Raw genomic sequence first — 17,051 nt, 5'->3', positions numbered from 1 at the left:
CCCGGCCTCCTGCCGGATTGGCGCATCAAATTCCGGCCACCTCGGCCACCAGATCGGCCAGCCGCTCCGCGGCATCGAGCCGCCCGACGCTGCGCGCGGCATCAGCCATCGCGGTCAGTCTCTCGGGCTCCGCGGCGAAGGCCGAAATTTCGGCCGCGAGCCGTTCCGGTGTGAAGTCGCCCTGTGTGATGCGCAGCGCGCCGTTCGCCTGCGACAGCACGCCGGCATTGGCGAACTGGTCCTGATCGATCGCGCCCGGCAGCGGCACCAGGATCGAGGGCCGCCCGATCGCGGCGAGCTCGGCGACGGTGCCGGCGCCGGAGCGCGAGATCACCAATTGGCTCGAGGCAAGCCGTGCCGGCAAATCGGCGAAGAACGGCGCGAGCTCGGCATCGATCTTGAGCCGGTCGTAAACCGCGCGCACCCGCGCCATGTCCTCTTCGCGCACCTGCTGGGTGATGATCAGGCGGCTCCAGAGCACGGGCGGAAGCTTTTCGATCGCCGGTGGCACGATGTCGCTCATCACCCGCGCGCCCTGGCTGCCGCCGACGACCAGCAGGCGCAGCGACCCGTTTACTTCGGGCGGCGTGTATTTCACCGCGGCGGCCGCGAGGATCGCCGGCCGCATCGGCGTGCCGACGGTGGTGGCCTTGCCGGCGAGCGCGGGATCGCGATCGAGCACGCCGGGCAGCGAGGTCGCGATCGCGTTGACGCGGCCGGAGAGGAAACGGTTGGCGCGGCCAAGCACCGCATTGGCGTCGTGAATGATGCCGGGAACGCCGAGCATCCGCGCCGCGATCAGCGGCGGCAAGGTCGGGTAGCCGCCGAAGCCGACGACGGCTGACGGCTTCAGCCGGCGCACCACATTGGCGGCGACCAGCGTGCCGTAGCCGAGCATCAGCACGGTCCGCGCCAGCGAGATCGGGTTGCGGCTGCGCACGGTCGCGCTCGGCACGAGCTCGATGCTCTCCCTGCCGAACAGGCCGGAGTAGCGCAGCGCGCGGCCGTCGGTCGCCAGCCGCACCCGCAGGCCACGCCTGATCAGTTCCACGGCGAGCGCTTCGGCCGGGAACAGATGGCCGCCGGTGCCACCGGCCGCCAGCAGAATCAGGGGGGACTCAGCCATGGCAACAATTTATACCGTCATTGCGAGCGAAGCGACTTGTCCGCCGAAGCCTTCGCGAAGGCGGAAGCAATCCATGGCGCTCCCCGCAATGACGATGGTAAGCCTCATGCGTAGGCGCGCCGGGCGCTGGCGCCTTCCATCGATTCGATCTCGGTGCGCGGCCGCTGCCGCGTCAGCGCCAGCATCATGCCGACGCCATAGGCCAGCGAGACGAACGAAGAGCCGCCATAAGAGATGAACGGCAGCGTCATGCCCTTGGCCGGGATCAATTGCAGGTTGACCGCCATGTTGATCGTCGCCTGCACGCCGAACAGGATCGCGAGCCCCGATGCCGCAAAGCGCGAGAACATCTCCTCGGTCGCATAGGCCCGGGTCAGCGTACGGATCACGATGAAGCCGAACAGCGCGACCAGCATCAGACAGAGGATGATGCCGAACTCCTCCGCCGCCACCGCGAACACGAAGTCGGTGTGGCTGTCCGGCAGGCTGCGTTTGGCGATGCCCTCGCCCGGCCCGAGCCCGAACCAGCCGCCGTTCCAGAACGCTTCCATCGCGGTGTCGACCTGGAAGGTGTCGCCGGAGGCGGGATTCATGAAGCGCTTGATGCGGCCCGCAACGTGCGGCACCAGCAAATACGCGCCGAACAGGCCCGCGCCCGCGGCGCCGGCGAGCCCGAACACCCAGATCATCCGCATGCCCGCGATGAAGAACAGCGCGCCCCACACCGTGAGGATCAGCATGGTCTGACCGAAGTCGGGCTCCATCACCAGCAGCGTGACCAGCGTCATCAGGAGCACCAGCGCCATCGAGGTCGCCGGCATCTCCGGCCGCTTGGTCGATTCCGCAAACAACCAGGCCGCGACGATCACGAAGGCGGGCTTTGCGGCTTCGGAGGCCTGGATGTTGACGCCGAGCAGCGTGATCCAGCGCCGTGAGCCCTTGACCTCGGGCCCGATCAGCAGCGTCAGCACGATCAGCACGATCGACACCGCGAACACGATCAGCGCGGTGCGCCGGATCTGTCGCGGCGTCATGAACGACACCCCGATCAGCACGATCAGCGACGGCACCAGGAACATGACGTGGCGGTTGAAGAAGTGGAACGGATCGAGCCCGATCCGGGTCGCCACCGGCGGGCTCGCCGCCAGCGACAGGATGACGCCGGCCAGCATCAACGCGGCGATCGCGACAAGCAGCAGCTTGTCGACGGTCCACCACCAGTCCGAGAACGGGGTGCGTTGGTCACGGGCGAGCATGGGCGTCCCCAGATGGCAGAGATAACGTCCATTCGTGGCGCAGGATGGTTTCCAAGGGGTTAACGGGTTGGGTAACTTTTGAGCGAGGCGGTTGGCGCCCCAAGCACAGCTGTCGTCCCTGCGAAAGCAGGGACCCATACTCCGCGGCGGACCTTGTTGAGGGGACTCGTCATTCCAGCATCGCGCAACAATTGGCATTTGTGGTTATGGGTCCCTGCTTTCGCAGGGACGACGATGAGGACGGTTCTCGCGCGATACGACGCACCGCTAATGCGCACCTCATCTCGGTGTCATCGCCCGGCTCGACGCGATCCAGTATTCCAGAGACGCCGATGCTTGAATCGATAAGCCGCGGCATACTGGATGCGCGTGCAGCACGCACCGGAAAGAGATATGAGTCCGCAGCCCCTCCAACTGTCGTCCCTGCGAAAGCAGGGACCCATACTCCGCGGCGGAGCTTATTACAGGGACTCGTCGTTCCAGCGACGCTCAGCAATATCATTTCGTGGTTATGGGTCCCGGCCTTCGCCGGGACGACGGCGAATGCGTGGCGTGGTTTGATGGGTTTCGCTGCGCTCTACCCATCCTACGATTCTACAATCAGTCGTCAGTCGTCACACCACCGGCTTCACGCCCGGCAGTGCCTGGACGATGTCGCGGAAGGCGGTGCCGCGGATTTCGAAATTGCGGTACTGGTCGAACGAGGCGCAGGCGGGCGACAGCAGCACGACGGCCTCGGCAAGTCCCGACGCCTCGGCATCGCGCGCGGCGCTGGCGATCGCGACGTCGAGCGTGCCGGACATCTCGTGCGGGACGCGCTCGCCGAGCGTACCGGAAAACTCCGCTGCCGCCTCGCCGATCAGATAGGCCTTGCGGATGCGCGGGAAATAGCCGGTGAGGCCCGTGATGCCGCCGGCCTTCGGCTTGCCGCCGGCGATCCAGTAGATGTCGGCGAACGACGACAGCGCGTGCGCGGCAGCATCCGCGTTGGTACCCTTGGAGTCGTTGACGAACAACACGTTGCCGCGACGTCCGACCTGCTCCATGCGATGGGCGAGGCCCGGGAAGCTGCGCAGGCCGTTCTGCAACACATCGGCCGCGATCCCCATCGCCAGCGTGCAGGCCGAAGCGCAGGCCGCGTTCTGCGCGTTGTGCAGGCCGCGCAGCGAACCGATGCCCCCTAACCGCGCGATCTCGCTGCGCGCCGCGCCCGAGGCATGCACGATGGTCTCGTGCTCGACATACAGACCGTCGGGCAGCGGGTTCTTCACCGAGATGCGCACCACGCGCTTGCCGGCGCGATCGAGCCGGTCGGCGATGTCGCGGCACCAGCCGTCGTCGACGCCGACGATCGCGGTGCCGCCCTGCTGCACGCCCGCGACCAGCCGCTCCTTGACCGCGGCGTAATGCGCCAGCGTGCCGTGGCGATCGATGTGGTCCTCGCTGATGTTGATCAGGATGCCGACCGAGGGGTCGAGCGACGGCGCGAGGTCGATTTGGTAGGACGACATCTCGATCACATGGACGCGGCCCATCCGCGGCGGCTCCAGCGACAGGATCGCGGTGCCGATATTGCCGCCCATCTGGGTGTCGTAGCCGGCGACCTTCATCAGATGCGCGATCAGCGCGGTCGTGGTCGACTTGCCGTTGGTGCCGGTGATGGCGACGAACGGCGCGTTTGGCGCGTGACGGCGCCGCTCGCGGCAGAACAGTTCGACGTCGCCGATCACCTCGCAGCCGGCCTCGCGCGCCTTCAGCACGCTCCAGTGCGGCGCCGGATGGGTCAGCGGCGCGCCGGGGGTCAGGATCAGCGCGGCGAAATTCGCCCACGACACGGTGCGCAGATCAGCAGTGGTGAAGCCGGCCTGCGCCGCCCTGGCGACGTTATCGGCACTGTCGTCGGCCGCGACCACCTCCGCGCCGCCGGCCTTCAGCGCGTGGCAGCTCGCGAGCCCGGAGCCACCGAGCCCGAACACCGCGACCGTCTTGCCCGAGAAGGAGGTGACCGGGATCATGATTATCTCTCTGTCATTCCGGAAACCGCGCAGCGGTTATCCGGAATCTCGAGATTCCGGGTTCTCGCTACGCGAGCCCCGGAATGACGGTGGATGGGATGAGACATCATCAGCGTAACTTCAACGTCGACAGGCCGGCCAGCGCCAGCATCACCGAGATGATCCAGAACCGGATCACGATCTGCGGTTCGGTCCAGCCCTTCTGCTCGAAATGATGGTGCAGCGGCGCCATCCGGAACACGCGTTTTCCCGTGAGCTTGAACGAGGTGACCTGCACGATGACCGAGACCGCTTCCAGCACGAACAGGCCGCCGATCACCGCGAGCACGATCTCGTGCTTCACCGCGACCGCGGTGGCCCCCAACATGCCGCCGAGCGCGAGCGAGCCGGTGTCGCCCATGAAGATCGAGGCCGGTGGCGCGTTGAACCAGAGAAAGCCGAGGCCTGCGCCCAACACCGCGCCGCATAGCACCGCCAGTTCGCCGGTGCCGGCGACGTAATTGATCTGCAGGTAATCCGAGAACACCGCGTTGCCGGTCAGATACGAGATCATGCCGAAGCTCGCGGCGGCGATCATGACCGGCACGATGGCAAGACCGTCGAGGCCGTCGGTGAGATTCACCGCATTGCCGGCGCCGACCATCACGAAGGCGCCGAAGATCACGAAGAACCAGCCGAAATTGATCACGAGGTCCTTGAAGAAGGGAATCACGAGCGAGGTCGAGGACACGTCGCGCCCGAGCCGGACCAGCGCGTAGGTGGCGGCGAGCCCGATCGCCGCCTCGATCAGGAGCCTGAGCTTGCCGGCGAAGCCGCTGTGCGACTGCTTTGTGACCTTCAGATAATCGTCATAGAAGCCGACGAAGCCGAAGCCGAGCGTCACCGCCAGCACGATCCAGACATAGGGATTGAGCGGGTTGGCCCAGAGCAGCGTCGAGACCACAAGCCCGGACAGGATCATCAGCCCGCCCATGGTGGGCGTGCCCTTCTTGGAGATCAGGTGTGACTGCGGACCATCGGTGCGGATCGGCTGGCCCTTGCCCTGCCGCAGCCTTAAGTGATCGATGATCCAGGGCCCGAAGAGGAACACGAACAGCGCGCCGGTCACCATCGCGCCGCCGGTGCGGAAGGTGATGTAGCGGAACACGTTCAGAGCGCTGCGGAATGCCCCAAACCCCGGAACGGTGTTGGACAGTTCGATCAACCAGTAGAACATTCAAAAAGTCCTATACCGCTTCTTCGTGCGCGGCCTTGTCGGGGAAGCGTTTTTCCAGCGCGCTGACAATGAGCTTCATCTTCGATCCCAGCGAGCCCTTCACCATGATCACGTCACCGGCACGGACCGCGGCGACCGCCTGCGCTTCGAGCGCCGCCGAGCTCTCGGCATAGCCTCCCCGCTTGCCGGTGGAAAGGGCATCCCACAGATTCCGCATCAGCGGACCACAACAATATACGAGGTCGATGCGGTTGGCGGTCACGGCTTCGTTGAGGCCGCGGTGCAATTCGGGCCCGGTCGGCCCGAGCTCGAGCATGTCGCCGAGCACGGCGATGCGGCGGCCATGCGGTCCGGTCGGGGCCTGGCCGAGCACATTGAGCGCGGCGCCCATCGAGGCCGGGTTGGCGTTGTAGCTCTCGTCGATCAGCGTCGCCTCGCCATGGCCGACCTCGAGCGTGCGGCGAAGGCCGCGGCCGGTCGGCGCCTCGAGCTGCGACAGCGACAGCGCCGCGCGCGCGATATCGGCACCGAGCAGCGACGCGCCCGCGAGCACCGCGAGCGAGTTCATCGCCATGTGCCGGCCGGGCATGCCGATCTTGTAGGTGATGTCATGGTCCAGGATATCGGCGTGCACCGCCGAGCAGGTCGCGTGCAGCGAGAGGTCGATCAGCCGCGCCTCGGCGCGCTTGTCGGTGCCGAACGAGACGATGCGCGAAACGCCGGCCTTCTTCGCCTGCTTTTGCAGCCGCGCGAATTGCCCGTTGTCGCGGTTGAGCACGACGGCGCCATTGGGCTCCAGCCCTGCGAAGATCTCCGCCTTGGCGTCGGCAATCGCCTCGATGCCGGCGAAGAATTCCAGATGCACCGGCTCGATCGTGGTGATGATGGCGACATGCGGCCGCACCATCCTGACCAGCGGCGTGATCTCGCCTGCATGGTTCATGCCGATCTCGAACACCGCAAAGCGCGCGCTCGCCGGGCAGCGCGCCAGCGACAGCGGCACGCCCCAGTGATTGTTGAACGACGCCACCGAGGCATGGGTCTCGCCCTGCGCCGACAGCACGCGGCGCAGCGCCTCCTTGGTCGAGGTCTTGCCGACCGAACCGGTCACCGCGATGATCTGCGCCTTGAGCCGCGCCCGCGAGGCATGCGCGAGCTCGACGAGGCCGGCGAGCACGTCGTCGACCACCAGCAGCGGCGCGTCGGCGGGAAATTTGTCGCGCTGCGCGGTCTCGACCACGGCGAGCCCGGCGCCGGCCTTCAGCGCCGCCGCGACGAAGGCATGGCCGTCATGGACGTCGCCCTTGATCGCGAAATACGCATCGCCCGGCGCGATGGTACGGCTGTCGATCGAAAGACCGGTGATGCCGTTTGGCAGCGTGCCTCGCGTGGCGGCGCGCATCGCTTGCGCCATCGCATCCGAGGTCCACAACATCGTGCTCATGCGCCCTCCTCGGCCAATGCATTCGCAACCGCCTCATGATCGCTGAACGGCAGCGTCGTGCTGCCGACGATCTGCCCGACCTCATGGCCCTTGCCGGCCACGACCAGTGCGTCGCCCGGCTCGAGGCCGGCGATCCCGGCGCGGATCGCGGCGGCGCGGTCGCCGATCTCGCGCGCGCCCTTCGCCGTCGCCATGATCGCGGCGCGGATCGCCTCGGGCTTCTCGCTGCGTGGATTGTCGTCGGTGACGATGATCTGATCGGCATTCTCGGCGGCGATCGCGCCCATGATCGGACGCTTGCCGGCGTCGCGGTCGCCGCCGGCGCCGAAGATCACGACCAGCTTGCGCTTGGCATAGGGCCGCAGCGCCTGCAGCGCCTTGGCGAGCGCATCGGGCTTGTGGGCGTAGTCGACGAAGATCGGCGCGCCATTATGCTCGCCGACGAATTCGAGCCGGCCCTTGGCGCCTTCGAGATGTTCGAGCGTGCCGAACACGTCATCGGCGGCGCTGCCGGTGCCGATCGCAAGGCCCGCCGCGACCAGCGCATTCTCGATCTGGAATTCGCCGACCAGCGGCAGCCGGATCGCGTGCTTGCGGCCGCGGTGCTCGATCACGAGCTGCTGGGCAAAACCTTCGATCGCAGCATCGGTGAGCCTGATGCCCTCGGTCGCGTCGGCGTTGCGGCCGACCGTGATGATGCGCAAACCGCGCGCCCGTGCCGCATCGATCACCTCTCGCGAGCAGTCGTGATCGGCGGAGATCACCGCAGTGCCGCCGTCGGCGATGAGATCGCCGAACAGGCGGAGCTTTGCGTTCAGGTAATGCGCAACGTCGGGATGATAATCCATGTGGTCGCGCGACAGATTGGTGAAGCCGCCGGCGGCGATGCGCACGCCGTCGAGCCGATACTGGTCGAGGCCGTGCGAGGAGGCCTCGAAGGCGAGATGGGTGACGCCGTCGCGCGCGATCTCGTCGAGCTGCCGATGCAGCGCGATCGGATCGGGCGTGGTCAGCGAGCCGTAGACGGTGCGCTTGTCCGAGACGAGACCGATGGTGCCGATGCTCGCGGAGGAGTGACCAAGCCGCTGCCAGATCTGGCGCGTGAACGCCGCGACCGAGGTCTTGCCGCTGGTGCCGGTCACCGCCGCGATCGTCGCGGGCTGGCGCGGATAGAAATTCGCGGCGGCGAGCGCCAGCGCGCGGCGCGGATTGGGCGTGATGACGAACGGGACGCGGCCGTGACCTTGCGGCAGATGGTCGCTGGCGACTGCGACTGCGCCGGCGGCGATCGCCGCATCGACGAAGCGCGCGCCATCGGTCCTGCTGCCGGCCAGCGCGAAGAACAGGTCGCCCGGCTTCACCGCACGACTGTCGACCGCAAGCCCGCCGACGACGATCGTGTCGGCACTTGGATCGATCGTGGCATCGGCGCTGAAGAGGTCGCGAAGTCTCATGATCTTCCAGTCTGGCCGGCGCCGTTCTGGCGCCGCGTAATGATACGCCTTACTGGGTTGTTCTGGATGCCGCAAGAATAAGGCGGTCGGACGGCGGCAGATCGAAGCGCGGTTCAACGCCCAAAAGCGGCGCAATTCGGGCGATCACATTGCCGCCGGTCGGCACCGCATTCCAGCCCGAAGTGATGAACCCGTGTGTTTCCGGCGTCGTCTGCGGTTCGTCCAGCATAATCAGAATCTGGTACTTCGGATCGTCGGCCGGCATGATCGCGGTGAAGGAGTTGAGCACCCGCTTCTTGGCATAGCGGCCGTTGATCACCTTCTCCGACGTGCCGGTCTTGCCGCCGACATAGTAGCCCTTGACGTCGGCGGTCTTGGCGGTCCCGATCTCGGCGTTGAGCCGCATCAGATAGCGCATCTTGTCCGAGGTCTCGGGCTTGATGACCCGCTTCGCCAGCGCCATCGCTTCTTGCTCGGTGCGCTTCATAAAGGTCGGCGGAATCAAATAGCCGCCGTTGACCAGCGCGTTGATGCCCATCACCGCCTGCAGGGGCGCCACCGACAGGCCCTGGCCGAACGCGATGGTCACCGTGTTCAGTTCGCCCCAGCGGCGCGGCACCAACGGGGCCGCGCTCTCCGGCAACTCGGTGCGCAGCCGGGTCAACTGGCCCATCTTGGCCAGGAACGCCTTGTGCGCCTCGACGCCCTGGCCGAGCGCGATCCGCGCAGCGCCGATATTGGACGAGTAGGTGAACACTTCCTTGGTGTTGATGAAACGTCCGAGCGTGTGGCTGTCATGGATCGTGAACTTGCCGTAGTGCAGGTTCCCGCGCGCATCCCACATCGAGTTCAGATTGATCTTGCCGCTATCCAGCGCCATCGCCAGCGTGAACGCCTTGAAGGTCGAGCCCATCTCGTAGACGCCGGTGGTCAGGCGGTTGATGCGATCAGGATCGTGCGCTTCCTTCGGATTGTTCGGATCGAAATCCGGCAGCGACACCATCGCCACGATCTCGCCCGTGCGCACGTTGGAGACGAGGCCGGAAGCGGCCTTGGCCCTGAACTTCTCCTTCGCCTTGATCAGTTCGTCGCGCAGCGCATGCTCGACGCGCAGGTCGATCGACAATTCGACCGGCTTCTGCAGCCGGTCGGTGGCGAAGCCCGCGCGATGCAGATCGGCCAGACCGTTATTGTCCAGCCACTTCTCCATGCCGGCGATGCCCTGGTTGTCGATGTTGACGAGGCCGATCAGGTGGGCGACCTCGTTGCCGGTCGGATAGACGCGCTTGTTCTCGCGCAGGAAGCCGACACCGGGAAGGCCAAGGCGGTGGATGTCGAGCTGCTGCTTCGGCGTGATCTCGCGCTTCAGCCAGACAAAACCCTTGCGCGACGACAGGCGGTCGCGCACTTCGCTGGTGTCGAGATCGGGCAAGGCCGCGGTCAAGAGCTCGATCGCCTCGTCCTTGTCGATCAGGCGGCGCGGCTCGGCGAACAGGCTCGGCGCCTTGACGTCGGTGGCGAGGATTTCGCCGTTGCGGTCGGTGATGTCGGGCCTGGCGGTGGCGATCGCGTCCTGCGAGGCGGTGCGCCGCGCGCCATGGCTGTCGGCACCGACGGCGAACAGCACCAGCCGTCCGGCCAGCACGCAATAAACTGCGGCAAAGGCGAGGATCGCAAGACCGACGCGCGCGCGCGCCTTCGCGGCGCGGTCGACATTGCTTCCGTACAGCAGCGTGCGGATCAGCCGCGTGCGCCAGGGTTCAGCGGATTTTTCGGCCGGCTTGCTGGCGGGCGCCGGATCGGTCATGGCAGGTCCCGTCATTGCTGGTCTCCCCCGCCCTGCTCGGAATCTTCTGCGGGCGCAGGCTGGTCGGCGGCCGGCTGGTCGGTCGCCGGCTTGTCAATCGATCCGGTCGTGCTATCGGGCGCGGCGGCGGCCTCGATGGTGTCGATCATCGCGCCGATCGGATCGCGCGAACCCGGCCGCGTGAAGCTCGGCGGCCGCTCCGGCAGGTTCTTCAGGGAATCGTACTGGTTGGCGTTGATTGGCTTCAGCGGCAGATGCCGTTCAGCGAGTCCTTGCAGCCGCAGCGGCGCATCGAGCTTGGCCCATTCGGCGCGCAAGGTGGCGATCGCGTTGCGCTGCTCGCGGATCTCGGCATTGAGCTGCAGCACGCGTTCGACGCGCGCGGTCGATTCCATCTTGATGCGGTAGACGTAGGATGCCGCGAAGATCAGCATGCCGATGACGAGGAGATGGAGGAGGCGCATCGTCAACCTCCCCGCTTCAGGTCGGACAGCCGTGGCCAGGACGGCAGGTCGTCGTCCGCATGCGCCGGCGCCGCAGTGCGCTCGGCTGCGCGCAACTTGGCCGATCGCGCGCGCGGATTGGCCGATATCTCCGCCTCGCCAGGTGTCACCGGACGCTTGGTCAGGATCTGAAAGCTCGGCGCGGATTGCGCCACTTCAGGCCGATGCCGCGAGCCGCCGGAAACCTTGCCGCGCTCACTCAGGAAATTCTTGACGATGCGGTCTTCCAGCGAATGGAACGAGACCACGGCAAGCCGGCCGCCCGGCTTCAGCACCTGCTCGGCCGCAGCGAGCGCCCGATGCAGCTCATCGAGCTCTTCATTGACGAAGATGCGCAGCGCCTGAAAGGTCCGCGTCGCCGGATGAATCTCGTTCGGCTTGGCGCGCACGACTTTCCCGACGATGTCGGCGAGCGCCTCGGTCGTCGTGATCGGCGCGTCCTTGCGCGCGGCGACGATGGCGCGCGCGACGCCGCGCGAATGCCGTTCCTCGCCGAAGATATAGATGATGTCGGCGAGCTGCTTCTCGGAGGCGGTTGCGACCACATCGGCCGCGGTCGGGCCGCTCTGTGCCATCCGCATGTCGAGCGGACCGCCCAAGCGGAACGAGAAGCCGCGCTCGGCCTGGTCGAGCTGCATCGAGGAGACGCCGACATCCATCACGACGCCGTCGACCTGATCCACCCCCTGCGATGCGCAGACCTCGGCGAGATCAGAGAAGCGGTCCTCGACCAGCGTCAGCCGGCCGCCCGCACCGTCGACCAGATCGAAGCCGCCTGTTATCGCGGTGCGATCGCGATCGATGCCGATGACGCGCGTATCGGCGACATCGAGAAGCATGCGGCTGTAGCCGCCGGCGCCGAAGGTCGCGTCGACATAGATGCCGCCGGCGCGCGGATCGAGATAGGCGACCGCCTCGCGGCCCAGCACGGAAATGTGACGAGGAGCACGCTCGCTCATGCGCCGCCCCCGGGCAGGGCCGCGAAACTGGCATGCAAGCTGGCTGCGCGCCGACTCATTGCGTCTCGAATCCTCGCGCTGGTTGTTCCGGTAAAATGGCAGCTGCGTGATACCAGCGCCAACTCCCGTCCTCGGCCGCAAATCCTGATATCCGACCGGAATTGGGAGGGTTTCCATGGGATTTCGCGCAACAGCGGGCCGTGGCCGTCCTTTGGCCGTCCCCCGAAACCGGTTCGGCACTTCACCTCTCAGTAACGGCACTTAACGTTAAGAAAACGTTGATGATCGGTTTGCGGAATCGCGCGACTTTGATCCGCATTCGAGTGATAGCCTCGGCCCCCGCTCCGGGCATCATTATTGCGCGGCTCATGGAGCAGACCCTGGAACCGGCAGGGCCGATTGCGCGGCCCTCACGGTAAAGGAATAGTAAACGCCTATTTGTTTATCCATATGTCAAAATGCCTTCTCCTGGTTCGGGTTTTGAGTGATTCGTATGGCTTCTGGTTCGTCCTCGTCCGGCAACGCTGATTCGAAGCGTCAGCGCGTCCTTCCTGTTCCGAAGGGCGTGGCCGACGTGAAGACGTTCACGCCGGATTCCTCGATCGCCTCCGACGTGATCCCGTCGGTGAATTTCGGCGATCGCGCCAATGGCCGGCAGCCCGACATGATCGTGCTGCACTACACCGGCATGCCCGACGTCGAGGGCGCGATCACCCAGCTCTGCACGGCCGGCACCGAGGTCTCGGCGCATTACATCGTGCTCGAGGACGGCCGCATCGTGCAATGCGTGCCGGAGAGCAAGCGCGCCTGGCACGCCGGCGTCTCCACCTGGGCCGGCGAGGACGACATCAATTCCTGCTCGATCGGCGTCGAGATCATCAATCGCGGCCACGATTGGGGCTATCCCGACTTCCCGCTGCGGCAGATCGCGGCCGTCATCGCGCTGTGCCGCGGCATCATGCTTCGCCGCAAGGTGGTCTCGCATCGCGTGCTCGGCCATTCCGACGTGGCGCCGGGGCGCAAGAAGGATCCCGGCGAGAAATTCCCCTGGCACTCGCTGGCCAATTCCGGCGTCGGGCATTGGGTGCAGCCGGCGCCGATCGTGCGCGGCGACGCGCTGCAGCTCGGCGCGATCAGCGACAGCGTCTCCAACATGCAGGCCGCGTTCCGGCGCTACGGCTACAACATCCCGACCAACGGCAAGTTCGACGGCCCGACCATGGAGGTCGTCACCGCCTTCCAGCGTCACTTCCGCCCCGAGCGCGTCGACGGGATCGCCGACCGCTCCACCATGGCGACGCTGCACGCGCTGCTCGAGAGCCTGCCGCCGGATGCTGCAAAGCCGGCGGTGGCGTAGGCAGTCCGCCGATGCAAGACTGGATTGAAACCACCGTGTGGTGGCACGTCTATCCGCTCGGCTTCGTCGGCGCCGAGTGCGACGCGCGGGCGGACGGCAGCGTCGCGCATCGCCTGGACCGCTTGACGGCCTGGCTCGATTATGCGGTCGAGCTTGGCGCCTCCGGCATCCTGCTGGGGCCGATCTTCGCGTCCTCCACTCACGGCTACGACACCGTCGATCACTTCCGCATCGACCCACGTCTCGGAGACGATGCGGATTTTGATGCCTTCATGGCCGCAGCCGACCGACGCGGCCTGCGGGTCGTCCTCGACGGCGTGTTCAATCATGTCGGCCGCAGCTTCCCGGCCTTCGAACGCGCGCTTCGCGGTGGACCGGCATCGCCGGACGCCCGCTGGTTCCGCTTCGCGTGGCCAGCAGACGGCCGCACGGATGAACCGCCGGGCTACGCCACCTTTGAGGGCCATAGCCATCTGGTTACGCTGAACCATGATGAGCCCGTGGTGATCGATCACGTGACAAGGGTAATGAACCATTGGCTCTATCGCGGCATCGACGGGTGGCGCCTCGATGCGGCCTACGCGGTACCGCGCACGTTTTGGCGAAAGGTGCTGCCGGACGTGCGATCCAAGCATCCTGCCGCCTACATCTTCGGCGAGGTGATCCACGGCGACTATGCGGCATTCGTGCACGAGACGGGCATCGATGCGGTCACGCAATACGAGCTTTGGAAGGCGATCTGGAGTTCGTTGAACGACCGCAATCTTTTTGAACTGTCCTGGGCCTTGAAGCGCCACGACGCGATGCTCGATCACTTCGTGCCGCAGACGTTCATCGGAAACCACGATGTCACGCGCATTGCTACACAGCTCCACGACGAGCGACATCTCGCCCATGCACTCGTCATCCTGCTGACCTCAGGCGGCACGCCCTCGATCTACTCCGGTGACGAGCAGGCGTTCCGCGGCGTCAAGGAGCACCGGGCGGGTGGCGATGACGCCATTCGTCCGCCGTTTCCCGCGACGTCGTCCGACCTGGCACCATACGGCTGGCGAACCTATCGCCTGCATCAGGCGCTGATCGGATTGAGGCGACGTCATCGCTGGCTTCATCGCGCGCGAAGTCGCATTCTCGAGGTCCAAAACACCAACCTCTTGCTCGAGCTGTCGGACGCCGAGAGCCGGCTCTGGATCGTGCTGAATTTGGCAGACGAGCCCATCATGCGCGTGCTCGATGCAAGGGCTCATTGTATCGCTGGCTACGGCGTCGCATCACAAAAAGGACGCGGGACCGAGATCACCGTCCCGGGGCATGGCTGGAGCGTTGTGGAGCCCGATTTGCGCTGATGCTGCGGCGGCGAGATCACCCCATCGCCGCGAGCCGCCGCGCATGGAGCCGACACTGCGGCTCGCGCGACGTCGCAGCGGTGGCGGCAAGATCGACCTGCTGCGCGTTGCTTTTCCGGCCAAGTGCATGCGTAAAAAATGGAACTTTTCGCCATATGCCGGCTTCTTAATTGGGGCGGTCTGAGTGGAGATTCGTCCATGTTCAAAGCACTCATCACCGGAGCTGTCGCGATCGGCCTCATCGCAGCTCCAGTTGCCGCAGGTGCGATGTCGACCCAGGACAAGTCCATGTCGACCCATCACAAGACCCACAAGGTCCATCATGCGCAGAAGAAGATGATGGCGCCCGGCACCACGACCGGCATGTCGAGTGGAACGACGACCGGGCAATCGACCGGCGCCAAGGCCAAGACAGGGTACTGAGCGTTCAACGCCGCGCGGCGCGCTGACGATCGTTGACGTGAACGGCGCACCGTCACGGACCACGCACGAGATGAGGCGATGTCAGCCCATCTCGGCGATCCGGCGTGCGTAGAGCCGTCGCAGCGGCTCGAGCTGCGTCGCCGCGGTCGCGGCAAGATAGGCCTGCCGCGCCTCGTCCTTGCGGCCGAGGCGGCGCAGCAGATCGGCGCGCACCGCGGGCAGCTGGTCGTATCCCCTCAGGCTGCCGCGCGCGTCCAGCGCGTCGATCAGATCGAGCGCTCGCGCCGGGCCGTCGACCATCGACACCGCAGCGGCATGATTGAGCTCGATCACCGGTGACGGGCTGATGCGGAGCAGCACCTCATAGAGACCGGCGATCTGCGGCCAGTCGGTGTCCTTATAGCTGGGCGCTCGCGCATGCAGCGCGGCGATCGCGGCCTGCACCGCGTAGGATTGCGGCCGGCCCGGCATCTGCAGCGCCTCCTCGACCAGCCTCACACCTTCGGCGATTTGCTGAAAATCCCACAGCGAACGGTTCTGCTCCTCGAGCAGCACGATGTCGCCTCCTGCGGTCTGGCGGCCGGCGCGGCGCGCGTCGTGCAGCAGCATCAATGCCAGCAGGCCCTTGATCTCGCCGCGGGCCGGAATCAACCGATCGAGCAGCCGCGCCAGCCGGATCGCCTCGCGCGCGAGATCGGGCCGCATCAGATCCTCGCCGGCGGTCGCGGCATAGCCTTCGGTGAAGACGAGGTAGATCACGGCAAGCACGCCCTCAAGGCGCGGCTCCAGCGCCTCGCGCTCCGGCACCTCATAGGGAATGCCGGCGAGCTTGATCTTCTGCTTGGCGCGCAACAGCCGCTGCGCCATCGCGTCCTCGCTCGCCAGGAACGCGCGCGCGACCTGCGCCGTGGTCAGGCCGCACACCGTGCGCAAGGTCAGCGCAACCTGCACCTCGGCGGCAAAGGACGGATGGCAGCAGGTGAAGATCAGCCTCAGCATGTCGTCGTCGAGCGTCGCATCGGCCGGCTCTGGCGATGGCTCCGCATCCAACAACAAATGATGCGTCAATTCCTGCTGCTTGCCGCGAAACGAAACCGCGCGGCGGACGCGGTCGATCGCCTTGTTGCGGCCGACATTAACCAACCAGGCGCGCGGATTGGCGGGGAATTCACCGATCGGCCAGCGCTGCAGCGCGACCGCGAAGGCCTCCTGCAGGGAATCCTCGGCCAGATCGAAATCGCCGACGAGACGGATCAGCGTTGCGAGCGCCCGTCCCGCCTCGTCGCGGAAGATTTTCTCGATCTGGCTCGGGGTCATGGCCATCAATCGTTGCTCAGCGGCCGCGCCAGGCGACGCGGCCGCTGCATTCATGATGCGATAATGCCGCCATCACGGGTTGTCGTAGATCATCACCGGCCTGACTTCGATCGAGCCGGTCTTGGCGCCGGGAATCCGCGCCGCAAGGCCGAGTGCGGTGTCGAGATCCTTGGCCTCGACCAGATAGTAGCCGCCGAGCTGTTCGCGGGTTTCCGCGAACGGCCCATCGGTCGTCAGCGTCTTGCCGTCACGCACCCGCACGGTGGTTGCCGTCGACACCGGCTGCAGCCCGTCGCCGGCCTTGAAGTGCCCGCTCTGGATGATCGACTGGGTGTAGGCGCCGTACTCCGCCGTCACGGCCTTGCGGTCGTTAGCGGTCATGTGGGCGTATTCCGCGTCGCTCCGGTAGATCAGCAGCAAATATTGCATCTCGTCTCTCCTCTTAATCGGCTGGATCGCCGACACCCAGTCGAACGGGCGGCAGGTCAAACGACATCTTCAGGATAAATTATTTTGGACGTCCCGCGTGAGCGCTTCTCCTGCCGGGTGGCGGCCGAACCTGGTCGACGCTTTATATCTGACAATCCGATATCATCCGCCATTATTCTTCGTTTGTTAAATTCATGGCCGCGGGTAGCCTTGGACGGGATATCAGGAGGACTGGCCATGACATTACTGCTGCAATCAGCAACGCGCCTTTCCCGGCACCTGCTGTGGACGCTGTACCGGATCCTGCGCACCCGGACCGTGGTGCAAGCGGGCCACCGTGCCAGCCAGGTCGCTTCGGCGATCGCCGCGGCCGGCAATCCGCTCGGCGTGTGAACAGGC

16 protein-coding genes are annotated in these 17,051 nt (G+C 66.0%); 5 read left to right on the top strand and 11 right to left on the bottom strand.

Annotation, left to right across the window (positions count from 1 at the left end; all coding sequences use genetic code 11):
- Positions 1 to 25: 25 nt before the first annotated feature.
- From murG to rsmH, 9 genes are all read right to left on the bottom strand, one after another.
- Entirely contained in the window at positions 26 to 1,126 is a 1,101-nt protein-coding gene (gene murG / locus AAFG07_RS13050; protein WP_342727622.1) for an undecaprenyldiphospho-muramoylpentapeptide beta-N-acetylglucosaminyltransferase, read from the bottom strand.
- A gap of 104 nt (positions 1,127 to 1,230) precedes the next feature.
- A complete protein-coding gene (gene ftsW / locus AAFG07_RS13045) occupies positions 1,231 to 2,382 on the bottom strand; it encodes a putative lipid II flippase FtsW (RefSeq protein ID WP_342727621.1) in 1,152 nt (383 codons plus the stop codon).
- 614 nt (positions 2,383 to 2,996) lie between these two features.
- Positions 2,997 to 4,397 carry a UDP-N-acetylmuramoyl-L-alanine--D-glutamate ligase gene (gene murD / locus AAFG07_RS13040; protein ID WP_342727620.1) on the bottom strand — a complete coding sequence of 467 codons (1,401 nt, stop codon included), beginning with the start codon at positions 4,395 to 4,397 and terminating at the stop codon, positions 2,997 to 2,999.
- Between the two features lie 109 nt (positions 4,398 to 4,506).
- Complete coding sequence (mraY, locus tag AAFG07_RS13035) at positions 4,507 to 5,613, bottom strand: phospho-N-acetylmuramoyl-pentapeptide-transferase (RefSeq protein WP_016846578.1); 1,107 nt, start codon at positions 5,611 to 5,613, stop codon at positions 4,507 to 4,509.
- A 10-nt stretch (positions 5,614 to 5,623) separates the two neighbouring features.
- Positions 5,624 to 7,057 carry a UDP-N-acetylmuramoylalanyl-D-glutamyl-2,6-diaminopimelate--D-alanyl-D-alanine ligase gene (locus tag AAFG07_RS13030; protein ID WP_342727619.1) on the bottom strand — a complete coding sequence of 478 codons (1,434 nt, stop codon included), beginning with the start codon at positions 7,055 to 7,057 and terminating at the stop codon, positions 5,624 to 5,626.
- Positions 7,054 to 8,511: a UDP-N-acetylmuramoyl-L-alanyl-D-glutamate--2,6-diaminopimelate ligase gene (locus tag AAFG07_RS13025; RefSeq protein WP_342727618.1), complete on the bottom strand. Its 1,458-nt coding sequence runs from the start codon at positions 8,509 to 8,511 to the stop codon at positions 7,054 to 7,056. Before AAFG07_RS13025 ends, AAFG07_RS13030 begins: the two co-directional genes overlap by 4 nt.
- Positions 8,512 to 8,560: 49 nt before the next feature.
- Positions 8,561 to 10,318, bottom strand: a complete 1,758-nt coding sequence (locus AAFG07_RS13020) for a penicillin-binding protein 2 (RefSeq protein ID WP_342729142.1) — start codon at positions 10,316 to 10,318, stop codon at positions 8,561 to 8,563.
- Positions 10,319 to 10,329: 11 nt separating this feature from the next.
- Entirely contained in the window at positions 10,330 to 10,782 is a 453-nt protein-coding gene (locus AAFG07_RS13015) for a hypothetical protein (RefSeq protein WP_342727617.1), read from the bottom strand.
- 2 nt (positions 10,783 to 10,784) lie between these two features.
- Complete coding sequence (gene rsmH, locus AAFG07_RS13010; protein ID WP_342727616.1) at positions 10,785 to 11,780, bottom strand: 16S rRNA (cytosine(1402)-N(4))-methyltransferase RsmH; 996 nt, start codon at positions 11,778 to 11,780, stop codon at positions 10,785 to 10,787.
- A gap of 493 nt (positions 11,781 to 12,273) precedes the next feature.
- On the opposite strand from rsmH, the gene AAFG07_RS13005 reads away from it, so the two are divergent.
- The 4 genes from AAFG07_RS13005 to AAFG07_RS12990 are packed head-to-tail and all read left to right on the top strand — an operon-like array spanning position 12,274 to position 14,906.
- Positions 12,274 to 13,137 carry an N-acetylmuramoyl-L-alanine amidase gene (locus AAFG07_RS13005; protein ID WP_342727615.1) on the top strand — a complete coding sequence of 288 codons (864 nt, stop codon included), beginning with the start codon at positions 12,274 to 12,276 and terminating at the stop codon, positions 13,135 to 13,137.
- Positions 13,138 to 13,148: 11 nt separating this feature from the next.
- Positions 13,149 to 14,483 carry an alpha-amylase family glycosyl hydrolase gene (locus tag AAFG07_RS13000; protein ID WP_342727614.1) on the top strand — a complete coding sequence of 445 codons (1,335 nt, stop codon included), beginning with the start codon at positions 13,149 to 13,151 and terminating at the stop codon, positions 14,481 to 14,483.
- Positions 14,484 to 14,526: 43 nt separating this feature from the next.
- Positions 14,527 to 14,667: a hypothetical protein gene (locus tag AAFG07_RS12995; RefSeq protein WP_342727613.1), complete on the top strand. Its 141-nt coding sequence runs from the start codon at positions 14,527 to 14,529 to the stop codon at positions 14,665 to 14,667.
- Positions 14,668 to 14,681: 14 nt separating this feature from the next.
- Entirely contained in the window at positions 14,682 to 14,906 is a 225-nt protein-coding gene (locus AAFG07_RS12990) for a hypothetical protein (protein WP_342727612.1), read from the top strand.
- A gap of 81 nt (positions 14,907 to 14,987) precedes the next feature.
- Here AAFG07_RS12990 and AAFG07_RS12985 read toward each other — a convergent pair whose 3' ends face one another.
- Together AAFG07_RS12985 and AAFG07_RS12980 are read right to left on the bottom strand one after the other, a co-directional pair.
- A complete protein-coding gene (locus AAFG07_RS12985) occupies positions 14,988 to 16,223 on the bottom strand; it encodes an RNA polymerase sigma factor (RefSeq protein WP_342729141.1) in 1,236 nt (411 codons plus the stop codon).
- Positions 16,224 to 16,295: 72 nt separating this feature from the next.
- Positions 16,296 to 16,652 (bottom strand): YciI family protein, encoded by a 357-nt coding sequence (locus tag AAFG07_RS12980; protein WP_342727611.1) that lies wholly within the window; start codon positions 16,650 to 16,652, stop codon positions 16,296 to 16,298.
- Positions 16,653 to 16,889: 237 nt separating this feature from the next.
- Between AAFG07_RS12980 and AAFG07_RS12975 the strand changes: the two genes are divergently transcribed.
- Positions 16,890 to 17,045, top strand: a complete 156-nt coding sequence (locus tag AAFG07_RS12975; protein WP_342727610.1) for a hypothetical protein — start codon at positions 16,890 to 16,892, stop codon at positions 17,043 to 17,045.
- Positions 17,046 to 17,051 lie beyond the last annotated feature (6 nt).

Origin of the sequence: Bradyrhizobium sp. B097, assembly GCF_038957035.1 — a bacterium.
GTDB lineage: Bacteria > Pseudomonadota > Alphaproteobacteria > Rhizobiales > Xanthobacteraceae > Bradyrhizobium.
This window is presented reverse-complemented; position numbering and strand designations above follow the sequence as displayed.

Bases quoted from the DNA above. Each gene is read 5' to 3' on its own strand.
- murG (WP_342727622.1), bottom strand. From the start codon at position 1,126: ATGGCTGAGTCCCCCCTGATTCTGCTGGCGGCCGGTGGCACCGGCGGC.
- ftsW (WP_342727621.1), bottom strand. From the start codon at position 2,382: ATGCTCGCCCGTGACCAACGCACCCCGTTCTCGGACTGGTGGTGGACC.
- murD (WP_342727620.1), bottom strand. From the start codon at position 4,397: ATGATCCCGGTCACCTCCTTCTCGGGCAAGACGGTCGCGGTGTTCGGG.
- mraY (WP_016846578.1), bottom strand. From the start codon at position 5,613: ATGTTCTACTGGTTGATCGAACTGTCCAACACCGTTCCGGGGTTTGGG.
- AAFG07_RS13030 (WP_342727619.1), bottom strand. From the start codon at position 7,057: ATGAGCACGATGTTGTGGACCTCGGATGCGATGGCGCAAGCGATGCGC.
- AAFG07_RS13025 (WP_342727618.1), bottom strand. From the start codon at position 8,511: ATGAGACTTCGCGACCTCTTCAGCGCCGATGCCACGATCGATCCAAGT.
- AAFG07_RS13020 (WP_342729142.1), bottom strand. From the start codon at position 10,318: ATGACCGATCCGGCGCCCGCCAGCAAGCCGGCCGAAAAATCCGCTGAA.
- AAFG07_RS13015 (WP_342727617.1), bottom strand. From the start codon at position 10,782: ATGCGCCTCCTCCATCTCCTCGTCATCGGCATGCTGATCTTCGCGGCA.
- rsmH (WP_342727616.1), bottom strand. From the start codon at position 11,780: ATGAGCGAGCGTGCTCCTCGTCACATTTCCGTGCTGGGCCGCGAGGCG.
- AAFG07_RS13005 (WP_342727615.1), top strand. From the start codon at position 12,274: ATGGCTTCTGGTTCGTCCTCGTCCGGCAACGCTGATTCGAAGCGTCAG.
- AAFG07_RS13000 (WP_342727614.1), top strand. From the start codon at position 13,149: ATGCAAGACTGGATTGAAACCACCGTGTGGTGGCACGTCTATCCGCTC.
- AAFG07_RS12995 (WP_342727613.1), top strand. From the start codon at position 14,527: ATGGAGCCGACACTGCGGCTCGCGCGACGTCGCAGCGGTGGCGGCAAG.
- AAFG07_RS12990 (WP_342727612.1), top strand. From the start codon at position 14,682: ATGTTCAAAGCACTCATCACCGGAGCTGTCGCGATCGGCCTCATCGCA.
- AAFG07_RS12985 (WP_342729141.1), bottom strand. From the start codon at position 16,223: ATGACCCCGAGCCAGATCGAGAAAATCTTCCGCGACGAGGCGGGACGG.
- AAFG07_RS12980 (WP_342727611.1), bottom strand. From the start codon at position 16,652: ATGCAATATTTGCTGCTGATCTACCGGAGCGACGCGGAATACGCCCAC.
- AAFG07_RS12975 (WP_342727610.1), top strand. From the start codon at position 16,890: ATGACATTACTGCTGCAATCAGCAACGCGCCTTTCCCGGCACCTGCTG.